A 22,245-nucleotide genomic window follows, 5' to 3' on the forward strand; every position below is an offset into this window, starting at 1 on the left:
TGTTATTTCACCTCATTTTTTAATTCTTTTAATGACACTGACAATACTTGCGATACGCCTGATTCTTGCATAACAACACCATAAAGTTGGTCTGCTTTTTCCATTGTTCCTCTTCTATGCGTTATTACAATAAATTGTGTATGCATATCATATTCTTCTAAGAAATGTGCAAAGCGCGTGACGTTTGCATCATCAAGCGCTGCCTCCACTTCATCCAGTACACAAAATGGTACCGGTTTGACTTTGAGCATAGCAAAAAGCAATGTAATTGCTGTCAGTGCCCTTTCTCCACCTGATAACAAACTTAGTTTTTGCAACTTTTTACCCGGTGGTTGAGCAATAATTTCAACTCCTGTGTTCAATAAATCTTCAGGATTAGTCAAAACTAATTTGGCACTGCCACCTCCGAAAACCACCGGAAACAATTCAGTAAAACTATGGGCTATCTCAGTAAAAGTTTTACTAAAGCGACTACATACTTCTTGATCAAGTTCCGACATCGATTTTTCTAAATTGTCTCGACCCTTTAACAAATCGTTTTGTTGTGCATTAAGGAAGTCGTAACGTTTTTTAACATTTTCATATTCTTCAATTGACTTCAGATTAACTGGACCAATGTCCGCAATAGACATGCGATGCAGTTTCACATTCTTCTGAAGTTGTGTCCTATTGGCCTCATTATTTTCTGTTTCCGCTTGATTCAATGCGGCCTCATATGTTAGCGAATATTCCGTATTCAAAGTATCTAAACGTTGATCTATTTGGCTATTCAACTGTGCTATTTTCACAGAAAAATCTTTTTGTTCAGCAGCAGCATCTTTACGAAGTTCATAATTACGACTCGCTACCTGATCAAGTTGGTTAATTTTAGCATCGTAATGCCCTAATTTAGAACTTAAAGTATTAAGCTGTTCCTGCAAATTTTTCTTTTTTGCAATGCCCTCTTTATTTTCGTGTTCAAAATTCATCTTCTTTTCGTCACCGAGCACATCTTTTTCATCAAGTTCCTTCAACTTTTGGGACAAAGTACTAATCTGATTTTGATGCTGCTTTGATTCATTCTTTTTATCGGATTTTTGCTTTGAAACGTTCTCCAACTTATTAGCATAAACTGCTATTTGCGGATCAAGTTCGCTTAACTTTTCCTGAACCTCTTGATTCAACTCTGAAAAGTTCTTAATACGTAATTGCAATTCACTAATATCCTGTTTTTGCTGAAGTATTTTCTCCTGCAGTTCTTCCTTCTTTTTTGCGGCAGACTTAATCTTGTTCTTAGTTTCAGCAATTTCCTGGTTGCGTTCTTGCTTTTGTTGTTCAAACAAACTATTCGCAGCCTTTAACCTGTTCACTTCTTTTTCTTGGTTTTGATACGAAAGAACCGCTTCACCTAATTCTTGTTTAAGATTTTGAAATTTCGATCTCACATCATTCAACTGCTGAGTTGAAACTTCATTCTTGCTTACAGCATCAGCTAACTGAGATTGTTCATTCTTAATTTTTGCTTTTAAATCATTAATATTTTGTCTTAATTGCCTCAGTTCAGCAGTTGTTTGAAGTGGAGAATTGCTTTTTTGATTACGCACTCCTCCTGTCATTGAACCACCAGGTGAAATAACATCTCCGTCAAGAGTTACAATACGATAGCGAGAAATTCTCTGTCTTATCTTCATAGCATTGCTTATTGTGTCAACTATTATAGTATTTCCAAGGAGATAATTAATTGCAGGCGCAATATCTTGATTAGGTAAACTTTTAACTATTTCGCTTGCAATACCTTGAAATCCGGAAAAAGAAGAAATTGTATTGATAGTTGAAGTTGGTATTGTATATTCTCTTAAACCGTCAAGAGGAAGAAAAGTAGCACGGCCCGCATGGTTTTCTTTTAATTTATTAATAGCATCCCGAGCATCCAATTTTGATTTAGTGACTAAATCCTGAACCCCATTCCCTAATGCTGTAGCCATTGCAGCTTCATATTTGGCAGGAAAGGTAACTAATTCTCCCACTGCTCCAACTACTCCAGGATAAGCGGAAATATTATTTAAAACATTTTTGACTCCGTAAAAATAACCTTCATGACGTTTGCGTATATTCTCCAGAGCATCATAACGCGCATTTAATTGACTAAAACGTTGTTTTTTGGTCGCCAATGATTCTTGAAGAGATGACAAATTTTTTTGACTTAATTTTTGCTCCCTAATGAGATCTGCAATCTTCTGCTTTTCAACCTGACAGTTTTCTTTAAGTGACCTACCTTCAGATTTAAGTCGTTTAAGCTCAGTAGTTTCATTTCTTAGTTCTTCAACAACATTTTCTGTTTGAAACTGGCTATTATCAGAAAGTTTTTTCAGTTCAGAATTCAAATAAACTATTTCATTATTATTAGAAGTTTGATCTTGCAACAACTGAATATAAGCTGAACGGAGCTGTTCTAATTTTCGGTTTAGCTGTTCAGGATTTTCTTTTAGCTGAGCGCAGAGTTTAGTTCTTTTATCATTTAACTTCTCTTGCTCACCCTTTAAATTCTTTTCTTTTTCAAGCAGATCAATCCTATCACTTTCAATTGCCGATAATTGCTTTTTTAAGTCACTCAATTCAGTTTCATATTCTTTTTTTGTGGCTGCGCTATATTGTTTAGATTGTTCCGCAACCTGCAAATTGGTATTAATTTCAGAAAGCTTTTTAGTCAAAGAAAGTAAATCATTTTGTACCTTATCTCTTTGACTATTTAAAGTTTGATATTCTTTTCTTTTGTTCGCCACAGCTGCTTGAGAATCTTTTACTTCTCGATCCAGCTTAGATAAAAGGCCTTGATTTTCATCGGCCTTTTCCTGTTCTTTTTCTTTTTGATTATCTAGATCCTGAATTTCAAATGCCAATAACGTTTTTAGTTCTCGATCCAAGCCTTTTTTCTGAAATTGATATTCTTTAGCTAAAGAACTTTGTTCATGAAGAGGTTCAATCCTCTGCTCTAGCTCTTTGACAAGATCGTTGATGCGCACTAAATTATCAGTTGTCTGTTCCAACTGAACCTTTGCTTCTTCTTTTTGTCTCTTAAAATGAAGTACACCTGCTGCTTCTTCAAATAGTGAACGCCGTTCTTCCGGATGAGAATTTAATATCTGATCCACCCGGCCTTGGGAAATAATTGCTAAACTGTCCTGTGAAATTCCAGAATCCAAAAATAGAGCACGCACATCACGTTGTCTGACACTCTTTTTGTTAATTAAATACTCATTATCTCCCGACCTTAAAATCCGCCTAGTAACAATTACCTGGTCTTCCTTAAAGTTGAGTTCATGCTTTTCATTGTTAAAAATGAGAGAAACTTCTGCATGATTTGCCGGTTTGCGGAATTCACTCCCAGCAAAAATAACATCTTTCATGTTTGAACCACGTAAAGATTTAGCACTGGATTCGCCCATGACCCATCTGATTGCTTCAGTAATATTACTCTTACCACTACCATTGGGACCAACTATGCCAGTAATACCAGTGTCAAATTTAATTGTAGTTTTTTCGGCAAAGGATTTAAAGCCGTCAATTATCAGTTCTGTTAGTGGCACATACTCATCTCCCTAATTGAGCTTACTTAGAGCTGTTTTTGCAGCTTCTTGTTCAGCGGCTTTTTTATTATGACCCTGTCCCTTAGACAATACTTTTCCATTAACAACCAGCTGTACAATAAAACTAGAAGGCAGTTGTTCTTCTTTTAAAACTTCATATTCGATCTTAACCGGCCCATCTTTTTGCAATAATTCTTGTAAGTCTGTTTTGTAATCCCTTGACGCATCGAATTTGCCAGCATCAATTAACGGGTATACTGTTAAACTTAAAAAATGCTCGACTGCTTCCATGCCTTGATCAAGAAAAAGCGCACCGTTGAATGCCTCAAAAACGTCTTCTAAAAGAGTCTTACGAGAACGTGCACCTGCTTTTTCCTCACCATGACCTAGATTAATCTCAGCCGGAAAACCAAATTTTTGAGCAAATTCTGCAAATCCTTCAGTATCAACGATATTTGACCGCATTCTAGTTAATTCACCTTCATTAAGATTTCTAAAATTACGGTAGAGGTAATCAGAAATTGCTAATTCCAAAACTGCATCCCCTAAAAACTCCAGCTTTTCGTAATCCCGAACACCATCTTCAGGATGTTCATTGGCATAAGAAGAATGAGTAAAAGCTTCTTCTAATAATTTGGGATTATTAAATTTAATTTTGTATTTTGTATCTAATCGTTTAATGAATTTGGTACTAACCATTTCTTCAACTCCTTAACAATCTAAATTATACCAGTTTTTACCATTAAAAAAGAAAACTATTGTCCTCAAATGACAATAGTTTTCTAATCTACTTAATTAAATAACTTTTATTTAGCGTAAGCAACTTTGTACCATAATTGGTGTCCGTTGTTTGTCTGTGATGGCTTCAGTGAGTACCCGGTAATTTGATTATTAACCGCATCAATTCTGTATGCATTAGTAGTAGGTACTACATATGCTTGATCAATCATATATTTCTGCCATTCATGGAATTTTTGAACGCGGTACTTATGATCAAAGGCTTTTTGTGAATCCATCTCTTGAATAAGTTTAGTATTTTCAGGAGTTACAAAACGTGAATAGTTAGACATTGTTCCTTCACTATACATTTGTTCCTGAGAAGGCTCGGTGGACAAATTCCAACCTGCCAAAAACAGATCAACTTTTGGATCGTCATTTTGAACTTTATCATAGAATGAGTTGAATTCAGTCAAGCGTCCACCAACAAGTTTAACATTCAAGCCAATCTTGTTCCATTGTTGAATATAGTTTTGGATAATTGGTTGTTGAATGGCGTTACCTGACATAGCCAAAAGATTTATTGTTAAAGGCTTACCGTTTGGATTAGTACGCCATTTACCTTTCTTTTTATAGCCAGCCTTGTCTAAAATTTGATTGGCCTTCTTAATGTTATAAGTGTAACCTTTGGCGCTTTTATCGAAATAATCACCAAATGGTGCCGGAATCAATGTAGGAATTTGGAAACTTAAGCCGTCTGTATAATGCTTATATACAGCATCAGTATTCATAGCGTAAGCCATTGCTTGACGTAACGACTTATTACCCATTTTAGCATGAGGATTCATCACATTCTTTGACTTCTTAGTATCCCATTTACCTACCTTGAAGGCCAGGTAACTATATGCTAAAGGAATCTGGGCAATAAAATTAACTTTCTTAGTATCCTTCACTTGTTTCCATTGACTATTAGTAACGCGGGTAATATCAAACTTATGGCTCTTAATCGCTTGTGAAGCAGAGTTTGGAGATACTACTTGGTAGACAATCTTATCTAATTTTGGTTTACCACGCCAGTAATATTTGTTTGGAACCCAAGTTACAGACTGACCACGGACCACATTTTTAACTTGGTATGGGCCAAAGAACAGTGGCTTCTTTCTAATCTCATCAGAAGACTCCAGCTTAGCAAAAGGAATATTCTTCAAATAGTGGTATGGAGCTGCCATTTCCCAAATATAGCCGTTACCACTATAGTACATACCTGGTTTTAATTCTTTGCAATGCAACACCGCAACACGTCCATTAGGACCATCTGGCATTTCAATCCCAGAAATAGTCTTGGACTTACCTTCATGGTAATCAGCCATTCCGTTAATAATATTAAATTGAGTCGCGTATCTTTGTGATTTAGTTGCCTTGTTAGCAATAATTTCATACGCAAATTCAACGTCTTTGGCAGTAACTTGTTTGCCATCGGACCATTTTACGCCCTTTTTAATAGTAATAGTTGCTGTTTTAGCTTTACGATCCAATTTTAAAGTAGCCGGACCTTTATCATTGATCTTATAGTGATCGTCAGTATCAAATAATGATTCTTGTCCTGGACTGGTAACATCAGCACTTGGTTGATCCATTTGCAGCTCTTCATTAAAGACACCAGTAAATGGCGTATTAGTAACTTCTGCCACCTTTAGCGTACCACCTTGTTTAGCGGTTTTTACGGGAGTCTGAATTGGGAATTTACTTGCTGTTTTTGCACCTTCATTACTCTTGGTGTTACTCTTACCACAAGCTACTAAAGTCAAGGTTGCAGCAGTTAAAACTCCTACCGAACCTATTAGTTTACCTTTTTTCATAACACAATATTCTCCTTCTCCAACATCATTTATAATTTTGGAAGCAAGTTAATAACTAAATGTTAACACTTAAAATTAAAAATGCAATAGTTTTACTAATAAAATGTTAATTTTGCTTTATTAAAATCAAGAGATGTGTACAAGGCCATAAATAATAATAATCTGAATTTTATTTAATATAACCGACTTTGTACCATATTGGGTGACCGTTATTTGTTTCAGAAGGTTTTAGTGATAAACCAGTTAACTTATTATTAACCGCTTTAATTTTATATGCATTAAAAACAGGTATAACATAAGCCTGATCAAACATATACTGTTGCCATTCATGAAATTTTTCAACACGATATTTATGGTTGAATGCTTTAGCAGAATCAATCTCTTTAATCAATTTGTTATTTTCAGGAGTAACAAATCTGGTATAGTTCGCCGGTCCACCTTCACTATATAATCCATTGGGTGATGGTTCCGTAGAAAGACCCCAAGCACCTAGAAACATATCTACTTGAGGATTATCGTTTTGAACTTTATCATAAAATGAGTTACGTTCTGTCAACCGGCCATTTAGAAGACCTACATTTAGCCCAATTTTATGCCACTGCTGCAAGTAATTTTGGATAATGGGTCCTTGTGTAGCATCACCCGACATAGCTAAAAAGTTGATTTTTAAAGGCTTACCATTGGGTTGAACGCGCCATTTGCCTTTTTTCTTATAGCCAGCCTTATCTAAAAGTTCATTAGCCTTTTTTAAGTTATATGAAAATCCTTTAACATTTTTATTATATACATCACCATATTGCTTTGGAATTAATGTTGGAATCCGGAAACTTAAATTATTATTGTAGCGTTTATTGACATCCTCTACATTCATGGCATACCCAATAGCTTGCCTTAAGGCTTTATTATTCATTTTACTATGAGGATTCATAACATTTTTACCTTTTTTAGCATCAAACTTGCCGACTTTAAACCCTAGGTATGAGTAATATAAAGGAATTTCAGCAATAAACCTCACATCTTTAGTATCTTTTACTTGTTTCCACTGAGCATTAATAACTTGGGCAATATCAAACTTATGTGATTTGATTGCCTGAGAAGTTGAATTGGGAGAAACAACTTGGTAAATAATTTTATCCAGTTTTGGTTTGCCTTGCCAATAGTATTTGTTTGGTACCCATGTAGCTGACTGTCCACGAACTAGTTTATCTAACTTATAAGGACCAAAATACATTGGTCTTTTTCTAACTTTATCTGAGGATTCGAGTTTACTAAAAGGTACATCCTTTAAATAGTGATAGGGTGAAGCTGATTCCCAATAATAGTCATTACCACTAAAGGCCATTCCTGGTGTCATATAGGAAAAATGCAAGATCATTTTGCGACCATTATCACCATCCGGCAATTCAATTCCTGAGATTTTTTTGGCTTTACCCTCATGATATTCCTTCATTCCTTTTAAAACTTCCATTTTAGTAGAATATCTTTGAGCTTTAGTATTTTTATTAGCCAATATTTCATAAGGATATGCCATATCTTTAGCAACTACTTGCTTGCCGTCTGACCACTTAACACCCTTTTTGATTGTAATAGTTATAGTTTTGTTTTTTTGATCCAGCCTCATTGTTGCTGGGCCCTTATCATTTATTTTGTAGTTATCATCCGTATAAAACAAAGATTCTTCACCTGGCGATGCAACATCTGCATCAGTCGCAGTTACGCTTAATTCATCAGTAAATATTCCTGTAAAAGGCGTATCTGTTTCAACGGCAACTCTAACAGTTCCTCCTTGCTTTGTTTGCTTTTTTGGCAAAGCATTGGGAAATCTACTTGCTTCCTTCGAACTGTCCTCATTATTACTTTTATTTCCTTTATTACAACCAACCAGAGCCATGGCACATGTAGCTATAATACCGATGGAGCATAAAAAATTTTTTTCTTTCATCATTCTTCTCTCCTTACAAAAGTACAAACACGATTTAAAACTTAAATCAAATAATAACAAAAAAGATTAGAAAAACAATAGTTTTATTAATTCTTAATTAAAGTTTTCTACAAAATCATATTATTTTATTAGCAAAAATACAAAAAACATGTTTAAGAAAATTGATGGCCTCTATAATTTATCCTGTTGATGACTTATCTATGTGGTAAGCTGTTAATGGGTTTTTTATTGCATAAAAAAAGGAGGACATTTTCATCTTGCTTCGTGTAATAAAATATTAACTTCACCCAATATTTTTTTATAGAAGGTTTGAATTATGTCCTCTCTCGATAATTATATTAAATTTGCGCTTGATATTAAAGATCAAAACATTGTTTTTGAAGATTATTTCTTGCGCCTGGTTAACGGCCATAAGCAAAAAGTTTACCAAGCTGTCTTATTGCAGCCCAGCTGTCCTTTCTGTGGCTCGCAGGTTGCGGACACAATGGCCGCTTGAAAACCGAAATCCGCTATCCTGCTGCCAATGCCAGTCAGCCATTCATTATTAGGCTTTTTAAGCAGCGAGTCTGGTGTCGCACCTGCAATAAGCGCTCAATGGCTTAATTACACCTGGTAGACGAAGGCATACTTCTTCAGTGTGAAAGCTCACTAATATCTACAATCTGCTAACCAGGATTAGGTTGGCAGAAAACAAGGTGAAAGAAAAAAACCAAGCAGTTTATTAGCTGCTTGATTCTACTCATTTAATCTCTATCAATAGGATTTGACAAATAGCTATAAAAGTATGAAGTGACCGCTAAACTTAGAACAAACTTGGGTGTCACTTCAGTATCATCATGCTTCTATCTGCTTCCTACTTTAGTATGTTTGATAAAGAGCCATTTTTGTTTTTATATAACAATTAATTAAAAATTTATTTTACTATTTTACAAATCCAATCTTGTACCACAATTGATGCCCATTAGAATTATCTGAAGGTTTAGTTGAATAACCTGTAACCTTATTATTTACTGCAATAACTTTATACGAATTATCCACAGGAACAACATATGCCTGCTTATTCATGTATTCCTGCCATTCATGGAATTTGTTAACTCTATATGTGTGATCAAATGACTTTTGCGAATCTATTTCTTGCAAAAGCTTATTATTTTCTGGAGTCGCAAATCGGCTATAATTCATCTGTGAAGTCTCACCATAAAGTGACGCAGGTGATGGTTCGCTGGCCAAAGACCAAGCTGCCATAAACATATCTACTTGAGGATCATCGTGCTGTAACTTGTCATAAAAAGAATTAAATTCTGTTAATCTTCCTCCAACTAATTTCACTTTTAGGCCAATCTTTTTCCACTGCTGAATATAGTTCTGCACAGTCGGTGATTGAATTGAACTCCCTGTCATTGCTAAAAATTTGATAGTTAGCGGCTTACCATTAGGTTGTACACGCCATTGACCTTGCTTTTTGTAACCAGCTTTATCTAAAATTTGATTGGCTTTTTTCAAATTATAAGTGTAACCTTTTGCTTTTTTATCGAAATAGTCTCCAAATTGTGCTGGAATTAAAGTTGGAACCCTAAAACTCAAACCTGCAGTATAGTGCTGATCAACCTCATCAATATTTATGGCATAAGACATTGCTTGACGAAGTGCTTGATTATTCATTTTTGCTTCAGAATTCATCACATTTTTGCCGGCCTTGGCATCCCATTTTCCAACTCTAAAGCCAATATAGTGATAACCTAGAGGAATTTGGGCAACAAAATTAACACCTTTAGTATCCTTAACTTCGTTCCATTGAGAATTAACTACCTGAGCTATATCAAATTTATGACTTTTAATTGCTTGTGAAATTGAATTCTGTGAGATTACTTGTGAAACCACTTTATCCAACTTAGGTTGGCCACGCCAATAATATTTATTTGGAATCCAAGTTACCGACTGACCACGAACTATTTTCTGAACTTTGTATGGGCCGAAATACAATGGCTTTTTTCTAATTTGATCTGAAGATTGCAATTTTGCAAATGGAATATCTTTTAAATAATGATATGGCGCTGCGTATTCCCAATAATAACCATTACCACTATATACCATGCCCGGCTTCATCTCTTTAAAATGCAGAATGACAGTCAGTCCATTTGGACCTTCTGGCATTTCTATTCCCGAAATTGTTTTTGACTTGCCATTATGATATTCTTTCATTCCGACAATTTCTTCAAATTGATTACTGTATCGTTGTGCTTTGCTTTCCTTATTAGCCAAAATTTCATAAGGATATTCTATATCCTTAGCATTGACTTGCTTTCCATCAGACCACTTCACACCCTTTTTTATTTTAATCGTAATTGTTTTAGCATTTCGATTGAGTTTCATTGTAGCTGGACCCTTATTAGTGATTTTATAGTTATCATCAGTATCAAATAATTCTTCCTCTCCCGGTTCAGCAACCGAACTATCAATAGCTGTAGTTGATAATTCGTCAGAAAAAATTCCAGTAAAAGGTGTATCTGTCATAATTGCATACTTTAAAGTCCCGCCCTTTTTGGTATTTTTTACTGGAACAGATTGAGGAAATTTACTTGCAGTTTTAGCATTTTCATTCTTACCAGTGTTATTACCTTTGCCACATGCTGCTAAAGTTAGTGCAACAGTTGAGACGATACTGGCAGAATATAAAAATTTTGTTTTATTCATGTTTTAATTCATACTCCAATCTTTTATTGAATAAACTCTAAATTCTTGGAATAAGCTAACAAACATATTCTAGCATAGAAAAAAATGTTATCAAAAAATATCATAATAGTTTAATAAGCTTATAATAATAATTTTTAATTTAAAAGAGCTTTGTCTCTTTAGACAAAGCTCTTTGTATTCTAATATTGAATTAATTCTCACGTTGTCTGGCATCACCAGCACGCTGTAGGGCACGACCAACGTAATTTATACTTAGCGAAATTGCTAACAGTAAAATTGTAGCCGGAAGCCATAGCCAGGGACGACTTACTACGTTTACAGGATCATTGGCAAAACCAATTAAAGTACCTAATGATGGAACTGTTGCTGGTAAACCATAGCCAATGTAAGATAACGTAGTTTCAATACCAATATTACCAGCAATAGTTAATACAACATCAATAATAATCATTGAGGTAATATTTGGTAAAACTTCACGAAACATAATTTTCAGGTCTGAAGAACCTGAAGTTTTGGAAGCCAAAACATAATCTCTTTCTCTTTGAGATAGTATGAAGGCCCTAAAGTACCTTGCAGTTTTGGGCCACCCAAATAGTGAAATAATCCAAATTAAACTAATAGGATTGTAGTTCGGAATAACAGAAACTAAAACAATTTCAATTGGGAAAGTTGGCAATACCTGAACAAAATCTACTATTCTCATTATTATGGCGTCAATGTTACCACCGTAATATCCAGATACTAGACCCACAAGTAAACCAACAGTTTCACAAACTACGGTTACCCCTAAACCAATCAAAATGGAATTTCGTCCACCCATTATTAGTAACTTGACGATATCACGTCCACCATCGTCAGTTCCTAAGATATGGCCAGCAGTTCCCCATGGATTGTAGGCTTCTACTATATTTGTTTCAGTTACCTGAGCAGAATTTAAAAATAAGGAGCCTACCATGGTAAACAGCAATATTAGAACTATTACAACAAAAGCAGTTAATGCCACCTTATCTTTTACAATTTCTCTAATAATTACTTTAAAACTTGATTCAGGAGAAGAAACATTTTTCTTTTTATCTTTCAAATTAGTCTTAATTTCTTTCTTGTCGGACATATTTTCTCCTCCCTTTATTTAATTCTGATCCTTGGATCAATTATACTCATGATAATATCAGAAAGTAGATTACCTAATAGTGTTAAAATACCAAAAATTAATATTAAGGCAGTCAAAGTTGTGTAATCACGCTGACCAATAGAATCTAAAAATAACTTACCCATTCCAGGATAACTAAAAACTGATTCAACAATCATCGAGCCACTTAAAAGTCCAGTAATGACTGTACCGAAAGAAGAGGCAATTGGTAAAAGGGAATTACGTAAAATGTGTTTATTGAATACAACTTTTTCCGGCACACCCTTACTATGTGCTGTACGAACATAATCCTCAACCTTATTATCAACTATTCCCGTTCTTAAATATTGCACAATTGATGTAGTGGTAATTAATCCCACTAGGATAGCAGGTAGAATAATGTGATAAAGTTGGCTTCCTAAAGTTCCCCAAAAACCAGAGGCACCTGGTGAAACAGAGCCAGAAATAGGGAACCAGCCCAAAGTAAAGCCAAATAACCAGATTCCTAGTATATAAAATACAAATGGCGGAATAGCGAAAGTAACATAATTAAAAATCTGAACTGCTTGATCTTGCCATTCATCTTGGTGACGACCTGCTGTTACTCCCATAGGAATAGAAATAGCATAGCAGATAGCCGTAGATAATAATGATAACCAGAAAGTATTAACAGCACGATCGGCAATTAAAGAAGTAACAGGCACATGCTGGATATAACTTGTACCCAGGTCTCCTTTAAACAGGTTTCCTACCCAGCGTGCATATTGAACTGGTGCAGGATCATATAAACCAGCCGCTCTTTTTAAAGCTTCAAGTTGCTTAGGATCAGTATTTGGATTAATTTGTCCAGTGAAAGGATCACCTGGCATCATCTTAGCCAAGAAAAATACCAAAATACTCAAGATAATAATTTGCGGGATCATAATTAAAATTCGTCTGAGAACTGTTTTCCACATGATTATGCCCCCTCCTTTTCATTTATCTTCTCTTCGTTCAATTCTTTTTTCGGTAAAGCTACTAAATGTTTGCCAGAAACTTGTTGCAAAGGAAATACACGACCATCCTTGTCATACCATTTGCTTTGATCATTTTGAAATTCTTTCTCAACTTCTTGTCGGTGTTTTTTATGCTCATCACGATGTTCAACATCAACTTGCGGTATAGCAGAGAGCAATCTCTTAGTATAAATATGTATTGGATGCTCATAAATATCTTCTCTTGAGCCTATTTCGACTAAACGTCCTCGGTGCATAATAGCTAAGTTTTCAGACATATGCTTTACTACACCTAAGTCATGAGAAATAAACAAATAAGCAATATTATATTTCTGTTGTATATGCTTCATAAAGTTTAAAACCTGAGCTTGCACAGACAAATCCAAAGCACTAGTAGGTTCATCAGCAACAATTAAACGAGGATTAGTTGCAACCGCACGAGCTACGCCAATTCTTTGTCTCTGTCCCCCAGAAAATTCATGAGGGTATTTGTAAATTGAATCACTAGGCATACCTACGATATCCAGTAATTCTTGAACACGATCACGTTCTTGGTCTGTGGTTAAATTTTCGAAATTTCGAATAGGTTCAGCAATAATGTCTTCGATTCGTTTTCTCGGGTTTAAACTCGACATTGAATCTTGAAAAATCATTTGGACATCTTTATTGTAGTTTAGTTTGCGTCGATTTCTAGATTTGGTAATATCAACACCCTTGTAAAGGATACTACCACTAGTCACAGGCTCAACACCAACAATGGCCTTACCAGTAGTTGACTTGCCTGATCCAGATTCACCAATTAAACCATAGGTTTCACCTTCATTAATAGTAATACTAATATCGTCAACTGCTCTGACATAGTCAGTAATCCGGTTCCAAAAACCTGTTCGTATGGGATAATGAACTTTTAAGTTTTTTACTTGTATGATTTCTTTAGCCATAAACTACTCCCCACCTACTTCATCTTGAAAGTGGAACGTCTTCCAGCAAGTACATCTTACCCAGTGACCAGGCTCAACTTCATGCATTACTGGGTTCTCTTCATGAGCACTGGCAGGAATCCATGGAATTCTAGCAGCAAATCTGTCGCCTTTTCTAGGCATATTTTGCAATGATGGAACCGTTCCTTGAATAACGTGCAAATCTTCTTCCTCATCTTCAGATTGAGGCATTGAATTTAACAAGGAGCGAGTGTATGGGTGCAGTGGATGCTCAAAGACAGTTTTTACATCGGCTTTTTCTACTATCTGCCCACCATACATAACTGCAACTTGATCAGCAGTTTCAGCAACTACCCCTAAATCGTGAGTAATCAAAATAATACCAGATTGGGATTGCTTTTGAATATCTTCAAGCAGATCCAAAATTTGAGCTTGAATAGTAACATCCAAAGCGGTAGTAGGCTCATCTGCAATGATAATTTCGGGCTTACATGCAATTGCCATAGCAATCACGACCCTTTGTCTTAATCCCCCTGATAGCTCAAAAGGATACATTCGAAAAGTTTCTTCTGGTTTTGGCATACCTACTTGATTGAATAATTCAATCACACGATTATAACGCTCTTTTTCATTCATATCTGTATGATAATAAAGCGTTTCAGCTACCTGATCGCCAACACGCATCAGCGGATTTAAACTAGCCAATGGATCCTGAAAGATCATGCCAATTTTATTTCCACGTATTTTGTTAAACAAGTTTTCATTCAATCCGACTAAATTTAACTCATCATATAGAATATCACCAGTTACTTTTGTATTTTTATGGTCGTACAAGCCGATAATACTCGATGCAATTGTACTCTTACCACAACCAGATTCACCTACGATGGATAAAATTTCATTTCGCTTCAACGTTAAATTAATATCATCTGCAGCATCATAAAACTTTCCATGTAAACGATATGCAGTATGCAAATGCTGGATATCTAGCAAGAGATCACTTTGTTTTTCCAAAGGTCATTTCCCCTCTCAAATCTTCAATGAATTTATTAAAGATATTTAATAAATTTATTTAATTTCTAATTATAACCGTGAAACATTTTGTATGCAAATTAATAATGAATATTTTTTAGTTATTTTTGGTGATCCGCTACATAAATAACTGCATCACCAACTGTCTTAATTTTTTCCGCATCTTCATCAGAAATCTCGGCGCCGAATTCATCTTCTAGTTGTAAAATGAATTCCACTAAGTCAATGGAATCAGCGTCCAAATCACTTTTGAAATTAGTTTCATCGGTTATCTTTTCTTTTTCAACTTCAAAATTATCTGCTAGTATATCTCGAATTTTAGTAAAAATTTCTTCTTTACTCATAGTTTTACCTCTTATTTTCAACAGCAAACTCTACCTTAAAATTATCAATTATTTTTTCCTGTAAAATTTTATCAATTTGTTTAATCGTAAAATAAACAGCACGTTGACCTGAGCGACCATGTGTTTTGACTACGGGAGCATTGACTCCGAGTAAAACTGCACCACCATATTTATCAACATCAAATTTTGAAACTAAACCTTTTAAAGCTTTTTTGATCATTAATGCGCCTAATTTAACAAAAAGGCCGTTATTAAGCAAGTTTTCCTTCAATAGATGAATCAAAACACCTGAGGTTCCTTCAATGTTTTTTAAAACTGCATTACCAGTAAAACCATCTGTTGCAATCACATCAGCTTTACCATCTAATAATTCATTTCCTTCAATATTACCTATAAAATTAACTTTGCTTTCTAATAACAGCTGGTAGGCTTTTTGATGAACATCATCACCTTTATCGCTTTCGGACCCATTATTAAGAAGACCAACTCGCGGATTTTTAATTCCCCGCACTTTTTCTGCATAATACGAAGCCATTTTAGCCCAAGCAAGCAGATATTCCGGTTTACTTTTGGCATTAGCACCAACATCAATCATATTAAATCCATCATCTGAATTTTTTACTGGGAGAGTTGGCATGAACCCAGGGCGGGCTACTCCTTTAATGCGTCCTATAATAAATATACCACAAGCTAAGATGGCGCCTGTGTTACCTAATGAAAAAAGTGCATCTGCCTTGCCCTGCTTCACATATTGTGCGGCCACGACAAGTGACGAATCTTTTTTAGATCTAATGGCCTTGACTGGCTCATCTTCATCCAAAATAATTTCAGAAGTATTAACTACTTCTATATGACTGCTATCACTACCCAATAATTTTTTTATTCTTTTTTGGTCACCAAAAAGTACGAATTTTGTTTCCGGTAACTCTTTTTTGGCCCTTAAGACTGCTTGAATAATTGCCTCAGGCGCATTTTCTCCACCCATAGCATCAATAGCAATAGTTCTCATTGTATCCTCAACCTTTACTATGTTCTCTTTTGCTGTAATTGTTTATATTCTAACACTTCTTTTAAAGTTTTATTTTCTGAATTTTGCAAGAATGGATCATTTTTGATTAATTTTCTGGCCTCTTTTTGTGCTACTACCATAGTATCGTAGTTGTTAACTACGTCACCAACCTGAAATTCGGGTAAACCAGATTGTGCCTTACCAAAAAGATCTCCTTCTCCCCTCATCTTTAGGTCTTCTTCAGCCAATTTAAAACCGTCTGTTGTTGATGCCACGATTTTCATACGGGCTTTACCTGCCTGTGTGTTAGGATCAGCCAAAAATATGCAATAACTCTGAGTTTTTCCTCTGCCTATTCGCCCTCTTAACTGATGAAGCTGACTAATTCCAAAACGATCAGCATTATAAATCACCATCATATTAGCGTTTGCCACGTCAACTCCAACCTCAATAACGCTAGTCGTTACCAAGATATTGATGTTTCCAGCAGCAAATTCAGCCATTATCTTATCTTTTTTATTACCAGGCATTTGACCGTGAAGTAATACCACTTTTTCTTCAGGAAAATCTTGACTTAATTTTGCATAAAGCTGTTCTGCATTTTTTAAATCTAATGCTTCTGACTCCGTAATTAAAGGAGTAACAGCGTAAATTTGATATCCTTGCGCAAGCTGCTCTCGCATCAATTGGTAGACTTGCTCCATTTGCGTACTAGTTTTCCAGGAAGAAACTACCTTTTTCCTTCCAGCTGGAAGATGTCGTATCTCAGAAATGGCCATATTGCCATAAACTGTCAAAGCCAAAGTTCGGGGAATAGGCGTTGCGGTCATAGCTAAAATATCGGGCAAATTTCCCTTATTGATCAAAGATTGCCGCTGATTGACACCAAATCTGTGTTGTTCATCGATAATCACCAATCCCAAGTTTTTAAAAATAACAGTATTTTGGATCAGAGCATGTGTACCAATCACGACATTAATAGTGCCATCAGCAAGCTCCATGTTAATTTCTCTGCGCTCCATGCTTTTAGTCGAACCAGTCAATAGGGCACAACGAACGCCCAGAGGCCTGAGTAATTCATCAATCTTTTTAAAATGTTGACTAGCCAATATTTCAGTAGGAACCATGAGAGCAGCTTGGAAACCAGCAGTTACTGCTGCAAAAAGTGCATAGACAGCTACAATCGTTTTTCCAGAACCAACATCACCCTGTAATAAACGGTGCATTTGGATTGGAGAAAACATATCAGCAAAAATTTCATTAATAACATTTTTTTGGTCGGTTGATAAGTCAAAAGGCAAAGACTTGGTTAATTTAGCTACTGCACTTAAATCATACTTTTTAGCAAAGCCCTTATTTCGAGGATTAACTTCGGTTAGTTGGGCAAGCTCAGCTTGAAAAATAAAAAATTCCCTAAAGATAGCACTTCTTTTGGCAACTTGTGATTCAGTAGCATTTTGGGGATGATGCATTTTTTGGATAACATCAGATTCATTAAGCAAATGATATTTTTTCCTAATTGAAACTGGAACAACATCATCAACACCAGTTAAGTAATCAGCTAAAGCCAATTTAATTAAATCAACCAGTTTTTTCTGCTTTAAGTGACGGTTCACAGAATAAATGGGAGCCATACCACTATCATTTTCTTTAGCAGCAATGAACTTAAAAGCAGCTAAACTTTGCCTAGAAATATTATATTTGCCGTAAATCGCAACTTCTTTGCCAACCTCAATTTTTTCTTTCAGCCACGGCTGATTAAAAAAATTGACCATGACTACATCATGGTCAATTCTTATTTTGAAACTAAGTCTGCTTTTTTTATAGCCGAACCTGGTTACAAAAGCAGGAGTCGCTACAATTCCTTTTAACATTACCTTTTGACCATCCATGATCTGGTCAAGAGGAATCGTTTGCAGCTCATCATAACGAAACGGAAAATAATATAACAAATCATAAATGCTATAAATTCCCAGGCTGCCCAGTGCAGCAGCTGTTTTAACTCCAACCCCTTTTAAGTCACTAACAGGAGCAAATAGTTTTTTGGCAATCATAACTACTCAACAGAAATCAAGAAATTGTATACGGGTTGGCCACCGTCATGAATCTCAAATTCAAGGTCATCATGCTTTTCTTTAACAGCTTCAACCAGTTCTTGAGCTTCTTTCTTATTAGAATCTCGTCCATACATCACAGTAACGATTTCGGAATCTTCATCCAGCATTTTTTCAACCATTGATGAAGCCGCAGTAATGATATCAGTTTCAGCCACTTTAATATCACCATCAATTATTCCCAAATAATCATCCTGATGAATTTCAACTTCATTAATTGTTGTATCACGGTTAGCTTTAGTAACTTCCCCAGAAACAACAGTATCAAGAGCGTCAGTCATGTTGGCAACATTGTCTTCTAGAGAATCATCGGCATCAAATGAAAGCATGGCTGTTAAACCTTGCGAAATTGTTTTAGTAGGAACAATGCCAACTGGAATATCACTTACTTCAGCTGCTTGTTTTGCTGCCATAATAATGTTGCCATTATTCGGCATCACAATTGCTTTTTTAGCACCTGATTTTTTGATTGAGTCAATAATATCTTGTGTAGAAGGGTTCATTGTTTGACCGCCAGAAATAATGCGGTTAACACCCTCACTTTCAAATAATTTACGAATACCGTTACCTGAAGCGACAGCAATAACAGCAAAATCAACGTTTTCTTGGTTTTCCTCACTATTATTTACTATTGTTTCATGTTGAATCCGCATATTGTCAATTTTAATTTTTCCTAATTGACCAAATTGACTGCCATATGCAAAAATCGCTCCTGGATGTTCAGTATGAATATGAACTTTGGCCACTTCTTCATCTGAAACAGCTAAAAGTGAGTCACCCAATTGAGACAAATGTTCTCTAAATTCATCTAAATTGAAAGTTTTCTTATTAGGAACATCAGCAGTTAAGTCAACCATAATTTCAGTACAGTAGCCATTAGCAATATCCTGTGTTGAAAGTTGTGATTGTACTGACTGGTGGTGCATTGCATTTATCATTTCATCCATTTCACCTTCATCAGGCTGATAGCGATCGGCAAACTCTTCACCTAAAAGTCCTTCTAAAAAGCCCTCATATATAAAGAGTAATCCTTGTCCACCTGAATCAACTACACCTACTTGTTTTAAAACAGGCAGTAAGTCTGGTGTAGTCTTCAGCGCCTTTTTTGCACCTTCAACAATGGCTTTCATAACTTCTTCAACATCATCGGTTTCATTGGCCTTATTGGCACCTTCTTGCGCGCCAATCCGAGCAACAGTCAAAATAGTTCCTTCAACTGGCTTCATTACGGCTTTGTAAGCTGTTGCAACTCCATTAGAAAAAGCATTTGCCAATTCTTGTGCATTAAGAGTTTTCATGCCTTGAGTGGCCTTATAAACTCCTCTAAAGAGCTGAGAAGAAATTACCCCACTATTACCGCGAGCACCCATTAACATCCCTTTAGCAAGGCTTTCTGTTAAATCACCGACACTATTGCTAGTATTTTGGGCAACAGCTTTAGCACCACTTTCAATAGTTAAATTCATATTTGTTCCAGTGTCTCCATCAGGAACTGGGAAAACGTTCAAAGAGTTGATAAACTCTGCATTGCGACCAAGTCTATGTGTAGCAACGCGAACCATATCTCTAAATTTTTTACTGTCTATTTCCTTTAAAACCAATATTTCTAACCTCCGCTTGAGTTATTCATCAAGCACTTTAACACTTTGAACGATGACATTAACAGCTTTAGTTTCAATTCCAAGTTGATTTTTCAAATTGAATTTAACACTATCTTGTACGTTGCGACTTACTTCAGATATTTTTAAACCATAGCCGACTATTATATAAACATCAACCGTAATTTTATTATCCTCAGACTTGACAACAACACCGCGTTTATAATTTGCTCGATTTAATATTCCATCGAAACCATCACGGATAGCATTTTTTGAAGCCATGCCGACAACACCATAATTAGATGTAGCTGCGCTACCAACAACAGTTGCAATCACTCCATTTGAAATATCAATCAAACCGTTTTTTGTTTTGATTTTTACAGCCATGTTTACCTCCGTATCATTGTTCTCATATTATGAATCTATTTTATCATAGTAATCAAGTTTAAATACAAAAATCCCTTTTTAAAAAATACTTTTGCAGTTGCAATGATCTTAAACTTATGCTATCTTAACTTAGTATGAAAACACAATAAAGGAGGTTTAGCAAATGGCAAAAGATTATATCACAGGCAAAAAGACCACTTTTGGTAACACACGTTCACACTCACTGAATTCATCACGTCGTGCGTGGAAGCCAAACCTTCAAAAAGTTCGTATTCTTGTTGATGGCAAGCCAAAGCGTGTATGGGTTTCAACTAAGACATTAAAATCTGGTAAAGTTACCCGTGCCTAACGTAAATAATAAAGTTTTAAAAAACAGAAGTTTTCTTCTGTTTTTTTATTTCCCAAAATCTGTTAATTTTTGGACCTTATATTTAATTAGAAACTAAACTTCATTACTACAATCAGAAAATAGCCAAAATCAAACAAAAAGGACCAAGTCCGAGAGAATATCGGCAGTTAGTCCTCGCTTAATAGTGTCCTAATTTTAGAGCTCTTATTAGATTTCTGCTGTTTTTTATTATCTTATATTTTGAAAACGATTAATATCCCTAGATTGAATAACGGCTACTACACCTTTTTCAAAAGATAAACTAAACTGATTTTCATTAAGTAAAAATTCATTCGAACTAAATGAAATAGGATTGATTCCGTTAAATTCATTTAAATTATATCTAGCTCCAGCTATTTTTAAATTTTTAACTGCTGTTAACGGTATTACTCCAAAATATTTATAAGTCGATAATTTTTTAATCACATGGTGTCCGCAGTTGTAAAATCTAATTGAATTTTGTTGGTCTATAAGTTCAATTTTTTCAGCAAACCGGTTAAATTCAGGTTTGAGAACCATAAATAAATTAGATAAAAAGTGATCTAAGCGTCCTCCAGTTGCTCCGAAAAGGGTTAAATAAGAAACATGATAATCTATAAGCGCACATATAACAGCCATTTCGGTATCCGTCAAATCTTTTTCTGGAAGCGAATACCTGATATCTCTGACATTTTGTTCAATTAATCTTAATTCATTTTTTTGTAATGAATCAAAATCTCCTTCAGCGACATCAATTTTCATGCCCATTTCTTTTAAAAGTAAAGCTCCACGATCAACGCCGATTATTAAATCACCGTTTTTTTTAGCTGTTAAAAGTTGCTGGTTAAGATCCTTCGGCCATAATTGTTTAGGAGCACCTAACAACGCCCAGGCCTTCATTGTAATATTCCTTTTAGTTCAGCAATCTGTTGTTCAACACTATTTTGACAAAAGAGATATGATCCAGCAACAAAAATTTCTGCTCCTGCATCCTTAGCTTTTTTAGCAGTTTGGTCATTGATCCCTCCATCAACTTCAATTGGAACTTTACCTTTAACTAATCTTGAAGCTTCCTTGATTCTAGAAAGAGATTCTGGAATAAATTTTTGTCCACCAAAACCGGGAAAAACAGTCATCAGCAAAATTTGATCTATTTTAGATATAAATTTGGAAAGTACAGAAATGGGAGTATCAGGATTAAGAACCACCCCGGCTTTAACCTGATTTTCTCTTAAATACTCCAACCAGTAGTTTAGTTTTTCTTCAGTCATTGCCTCATAATGAAGCAAGATAATTTGAGCCCCCGCTTTAGTGAAAGCTGGTACCAAATCATCAGGATTATTGCTCATCAAATGAATCTCAGCCTCACTAGCAGGAAAAGTTTTTTTGAAATCTGAAACAAGTTGTGGACCAAAAGATAAATTAGCTACAAAATGCCCATCCATGATATCAATGTGGAACCTTTTTATGCCTGCATTCACAGCTGTCTGAATATCTTTTTCTAAATTTAAATTATTAATATTTAATATTGATGGTGCTATCAATGTTATC

Annotated in this window: 17 protein-coding genes and 1 pseudogene; 2 read left to right on the forward strand and 16 right to left on the reverse strand. The window is 35.3% G+C overall.

The annotated features are described in order from the left end of the window. Positions 1-2 precede the first annotated feature (2 nt). The 4 genes from smc to ACZ2M0_RS06830 form a co-directional block, all read right to left on the reverse strand. Positions 3-3,566, reverse strand: a complete 3,564-nt coding sequence (gene smc, locus ACZ2M0_RS06815; RefSeq protein ID WP_198179001.1) for a chromosome segregation protein SMC — start codon at positions 3,564-3,566, stop codon at positions 3-5. A 12-nt stretch (positions 3,567-3,578) separates the two neighbouring features. Continuing rightward, on the reverse strand, positions 3,579-4,265 hold the full coding sequence (gene rnc / locus ACZ2M0_RS06820) for a ribonuclease III (RefSeq protein WP_198178999.1): 687 nt from the start codon (positions 4,263-4,265) through the stop codon (positions 3,579-3,581). A gap of 107 nt (positions 4,266-4,372) precedes the next feature. Next, complete coding sequence (locus ACZ2M0_RS06825; protein WP_198178997.1) at positions 4,373-6,142, reverse strand: oligopeptide ABC transporter substrate-binding protein; 1,770 nt, start codon at positions 6,140-6,142, stop codon at positions 4,373-4,375. A 169-nt stretch (positions 6,143-6,311) separates the two neighbouring features. Beyond that, a complete protein-coding gene (locus tag ACZ2M0_RS06830; protein ID WP_198179568.1) occupies positions 6,312-8,084 on the reverse strand; it encodes an oligopeptide ABC transporter substrate-binding protein in 1,773 nt (590 codons plus the stop codon). 316 nt (positions 8,085-8,400) lie between these two features. On the opposite strand from ACZ2M0_RS06830, the pseudogene ACZ2M0_RS06835 reads away from it, so the two are divergent. Beyond that, positions 8,401-8,684 (forward strand): annotated as a pseudogene (locus ACZ2M0_RS06835) (ISL3 family transposase); the annotation flags it as partial. A gap of 321 nt (positions 8,685-9,005) precedes the next feature. Here ACZ2M0_RS06835 and ACZ2M0_RS06840 read toward each other — a convergent pair. The 10 genes from ACZ2M0_RS06840 to ACZ2M0_RS06885 form a co-directional block, all read right to left on the reverse strand. Next, positions 9,006-10,778, reverse strand: coding sequence for an oligopeptide ABC transporter substrate-binding protein (locus ACZ2M0_RS06840; RefSeq protein ID WP_338206398.1), 1,773 nt, complete (start codon positions 10,776-10,778; stop codon positions 9,006-9,008). 190 nt (positions 10,779-10,968) lie between these two features. Continuing rightward, positions 10,969-11,889: an ABC transporter permease gene (locus ACZ2M0_RS06845; RefSeq protein ID WP_046332259.1), complete on the reverse strand. Its 921-nt coding sequence runs from the start codon at positions 11,887-11,889 to the stop codon at positions 10,969-10,971. 14 nt (positions 11,890-11,903) lie between these two features. Beyond that, entirely contained in the window at positions 11,904-12,863 is a 960-nt protein-coding gene (gene opp4B, locus ACZ2M0_RS06850) for an oligopeptide ABC transporter permease (RefSeq protein ID WP_046332260.1), read from the reverse strand. A 2-nt stretch (positions 12,864-12,865) separates the two neighbouring features. Beyond that, positions 12,866-13,843 (reverse strand): ATP-binding cassette domain-containing protein, encoded by a 978-nt coding sequence (locus tag ACZ2M0_RS06855; protein ID WP_490058955.1) that lies wholly within the window; start codon positions 13,841-13,843, stop codon positions 12,866-12,868. A 3-nt stretch (positions 13,844-13,846) separates the two neighbouring features. Next, positions 13,847-14,857 (reverse strand): ABC transporter ATP-binding protein, encoded by a 1,011-nt coding sequence (locus ACZ2M0_RS06860; RefSeq protein ID WP_490058956.1) that lies wholly within the window; start codon positions 14,855-14,857, stop codon positions 13,847-13,849. Positions 14,858-14,976: 119 nt separating this feature from the next. Further along, a complete protein-coding gene (acpP, locus tag ACZ2M0_RS06865; protein ID WP_198178987.1) occupies positions 14,977-15,219 on the reverse strand; it encodes an acyl carrier protein in 243 nt (80 codons plus the stop codon). Positions 15,220-15,223: 4 nt separating this feature from the next. After that, entirely contained in the window at positions 15,224-16,228 is a 1,005-nt protein-coding gene (plsX, locus tag ACZ2M0_RS06870) for a phosphate acyltransferase PlsX (RefSeq protein ID WP_198178985.1), read from the reverse strand. Between the two features lie 17 nt (positions 16,229-16,245). Next, positions 16,246-18,282, reverse strand: a complete 2,037-nt coding sequence (gene recG / locus ACZ2M0_RS06875; RefSeq protein ID WP_198178983.1) for an ATP-dependent DNA helicase RecG — start codon at positions 18,280-18,282, stop codon at positions 16,246-16,248. A 2-nt stretch (positions 18,283-18,284) separates the two neighbouring features. Next, positions 18,285-19,943, reverse strand: coding sequence for a DAK2 domain-containing protein (locus ACZ2M0_RS06880; protein WP_198178966.1), 1,659 nt, complete (start codon positions 19,941-19,943; stop codon positions 18,285-18,287). A 21-nt stretch (positions 19,944-19,964) separates the two neighbouring features. Next, entirely contained in the window at positions 19,965-20,327 is a 363-nt protein-coding gene (locus ACZ2M0_RS06885) for an Asp23/Gls24 family envelope stress response protein (RefSeq protein ID WP_034981534.1), read from the reverse strand. 163 nt (positions 20,328-20,490) lie between these two features. Here ACZ2M0_RS06885 and rpmB point away from each other — a divergent pair, with 163 nt between their 5' ends. Further along, entirely contained in the window at positions 20,491-20,676 is a 186-nt protein-coding gene (gene rpmB / locus ACZ2M0_RS06890; protein ID WP_038523104.1) for a 50S ribosomal protein L28, read from the forward strand. A 228-nt stretch (positions 20,677-20,904) separates the two neighbouring features. On the opposite strand, the gene ACZ2M0_RS06895 is transcribed toward rpmB, so the two are convergent. Both ACZ2M0_RS06895 and rpe read right to left on the reverse strand, forming a co-directional pair. Continuing rightward, a complete protein-coding gene (locus ACZ2M0_RS06895) occupies positions 20,905-21,594 on the reverse strand; it encodes a thiamine diphosphokinase (protein ID WP_198178964.1) in 690 nt (229 codons plus the stop codon). Continuing rightward, positions 21,591-22,238, reverse strand: a complete 648-nt coding sequence (gene rpe, locus ACZ2M0_RS06900; RefSeq protein WP_198178962.1) for a ribulose-phosphate 3-epimerase — start codon at positions 22,236-22,238, stop codon at positions 21,591-21,593. Before rpe ends, ACZ2M0_RS06895 begins: the two co-directional genes overlap by 4 nt. Between the last annotated feature and the right edge of the window lie 7 nt (positions 22,239-22,245).

The sequence above is a fragment of the Lactobacillus sp. VURO6/B1 (VP7) genome, assembly GCF_058139575.1.

Bases quoted from the DNA above. Each gene is read 5' to 3' on its own strand.
- rnc (WP_198178999.1), bottom strand. From the start codon at position 4,265: ATGGTTAGTACCAAATTCATTAAACGATTAGATACAAAATACAAAATT.
- ACZ2M0_RS06825 (WP_198178997.1), bottom strand. From the start codon at position 6,142: ATGAAAAAAGGTAAACTAATAGGTTCGGTAGGAGTTTTAACTGCTGCA.
- ACZ2M0_RS06830 (WP_198179568.1), bottom strand. From the start codon at position 8,084: ATGAAAGAAAAAAATTTTTTATGCTCCATCGGTATTATAGCTACATGT.
- ACZ2M0_RS06840 (WP_338206398.1), bottom strand. From the start codon at position 10,778: ATGAATAAAACAAAATTTTTATATTCTGCCAGTATCGTCTCAACTGTT.
- ACZ2M0_RS06845 (WP_046332259.1), bottom strand. From the start codon at position 11,889: ATGTCCGACAAGAAAGAAATTAAGACTAATTTGAAAGATAAAAAGAAA.
- opp4B (WP_046332260.1), bottom strand. From the start codon at position 12,863: ATGTGGAAAACAGTTCTCAGACGAATTTTAATTATGATCCCGCAAATT.
- ACZ2M0_RS06855 (WP_490058955.1), bottom strand. From the start codon at position 13,843: ATGGCTAAAGAAATCATACAAGTAAAAAACTTAAAAGTTCATTATCCC.
- acpP (WP_198178987.1), bottom strand. From the start codon at position 15,219: ATGAGTAAAGAAGAAATTTTTACTAAAATTCGAGATATACTAGCAGAT.
- plsX (WP_198178985.1), bottom strand. From the start codon at position 16,228: ATGAGAACTATTGCTATTGATGCTATGGGTGGAGAAAATGCGCCTGAG.
- recG (WP_198178983.1), bottom strand. From the start codon at position 18,282: ATGATTGCCAAAAAACTATTTGCTCCTGTTAGTGACTTAAAAGGGGTT.
- ACZ2M0_RS06885 (WP_034981534.1), bottom strand. From the start codon at position 20,327: ATGGCTGTAAAAATCAAAACAAAAAACGGTTTGATTGATATTTCAAAT.
- rpmB (WP_038523104.1), top strand. From the start codon at position 20,491: ATGGCAAAAGATTATATCACAGGCAAAAAGACCACTTTTGGTAACACA.
- ACZ2M0_RS06895 (WP_198178964.1), bottom strand. From the start codon at position 21,594: ATGAAGGCCTGGGCGTTGTTAGGTGCTCCTAAACAATTATGGCCGAAG.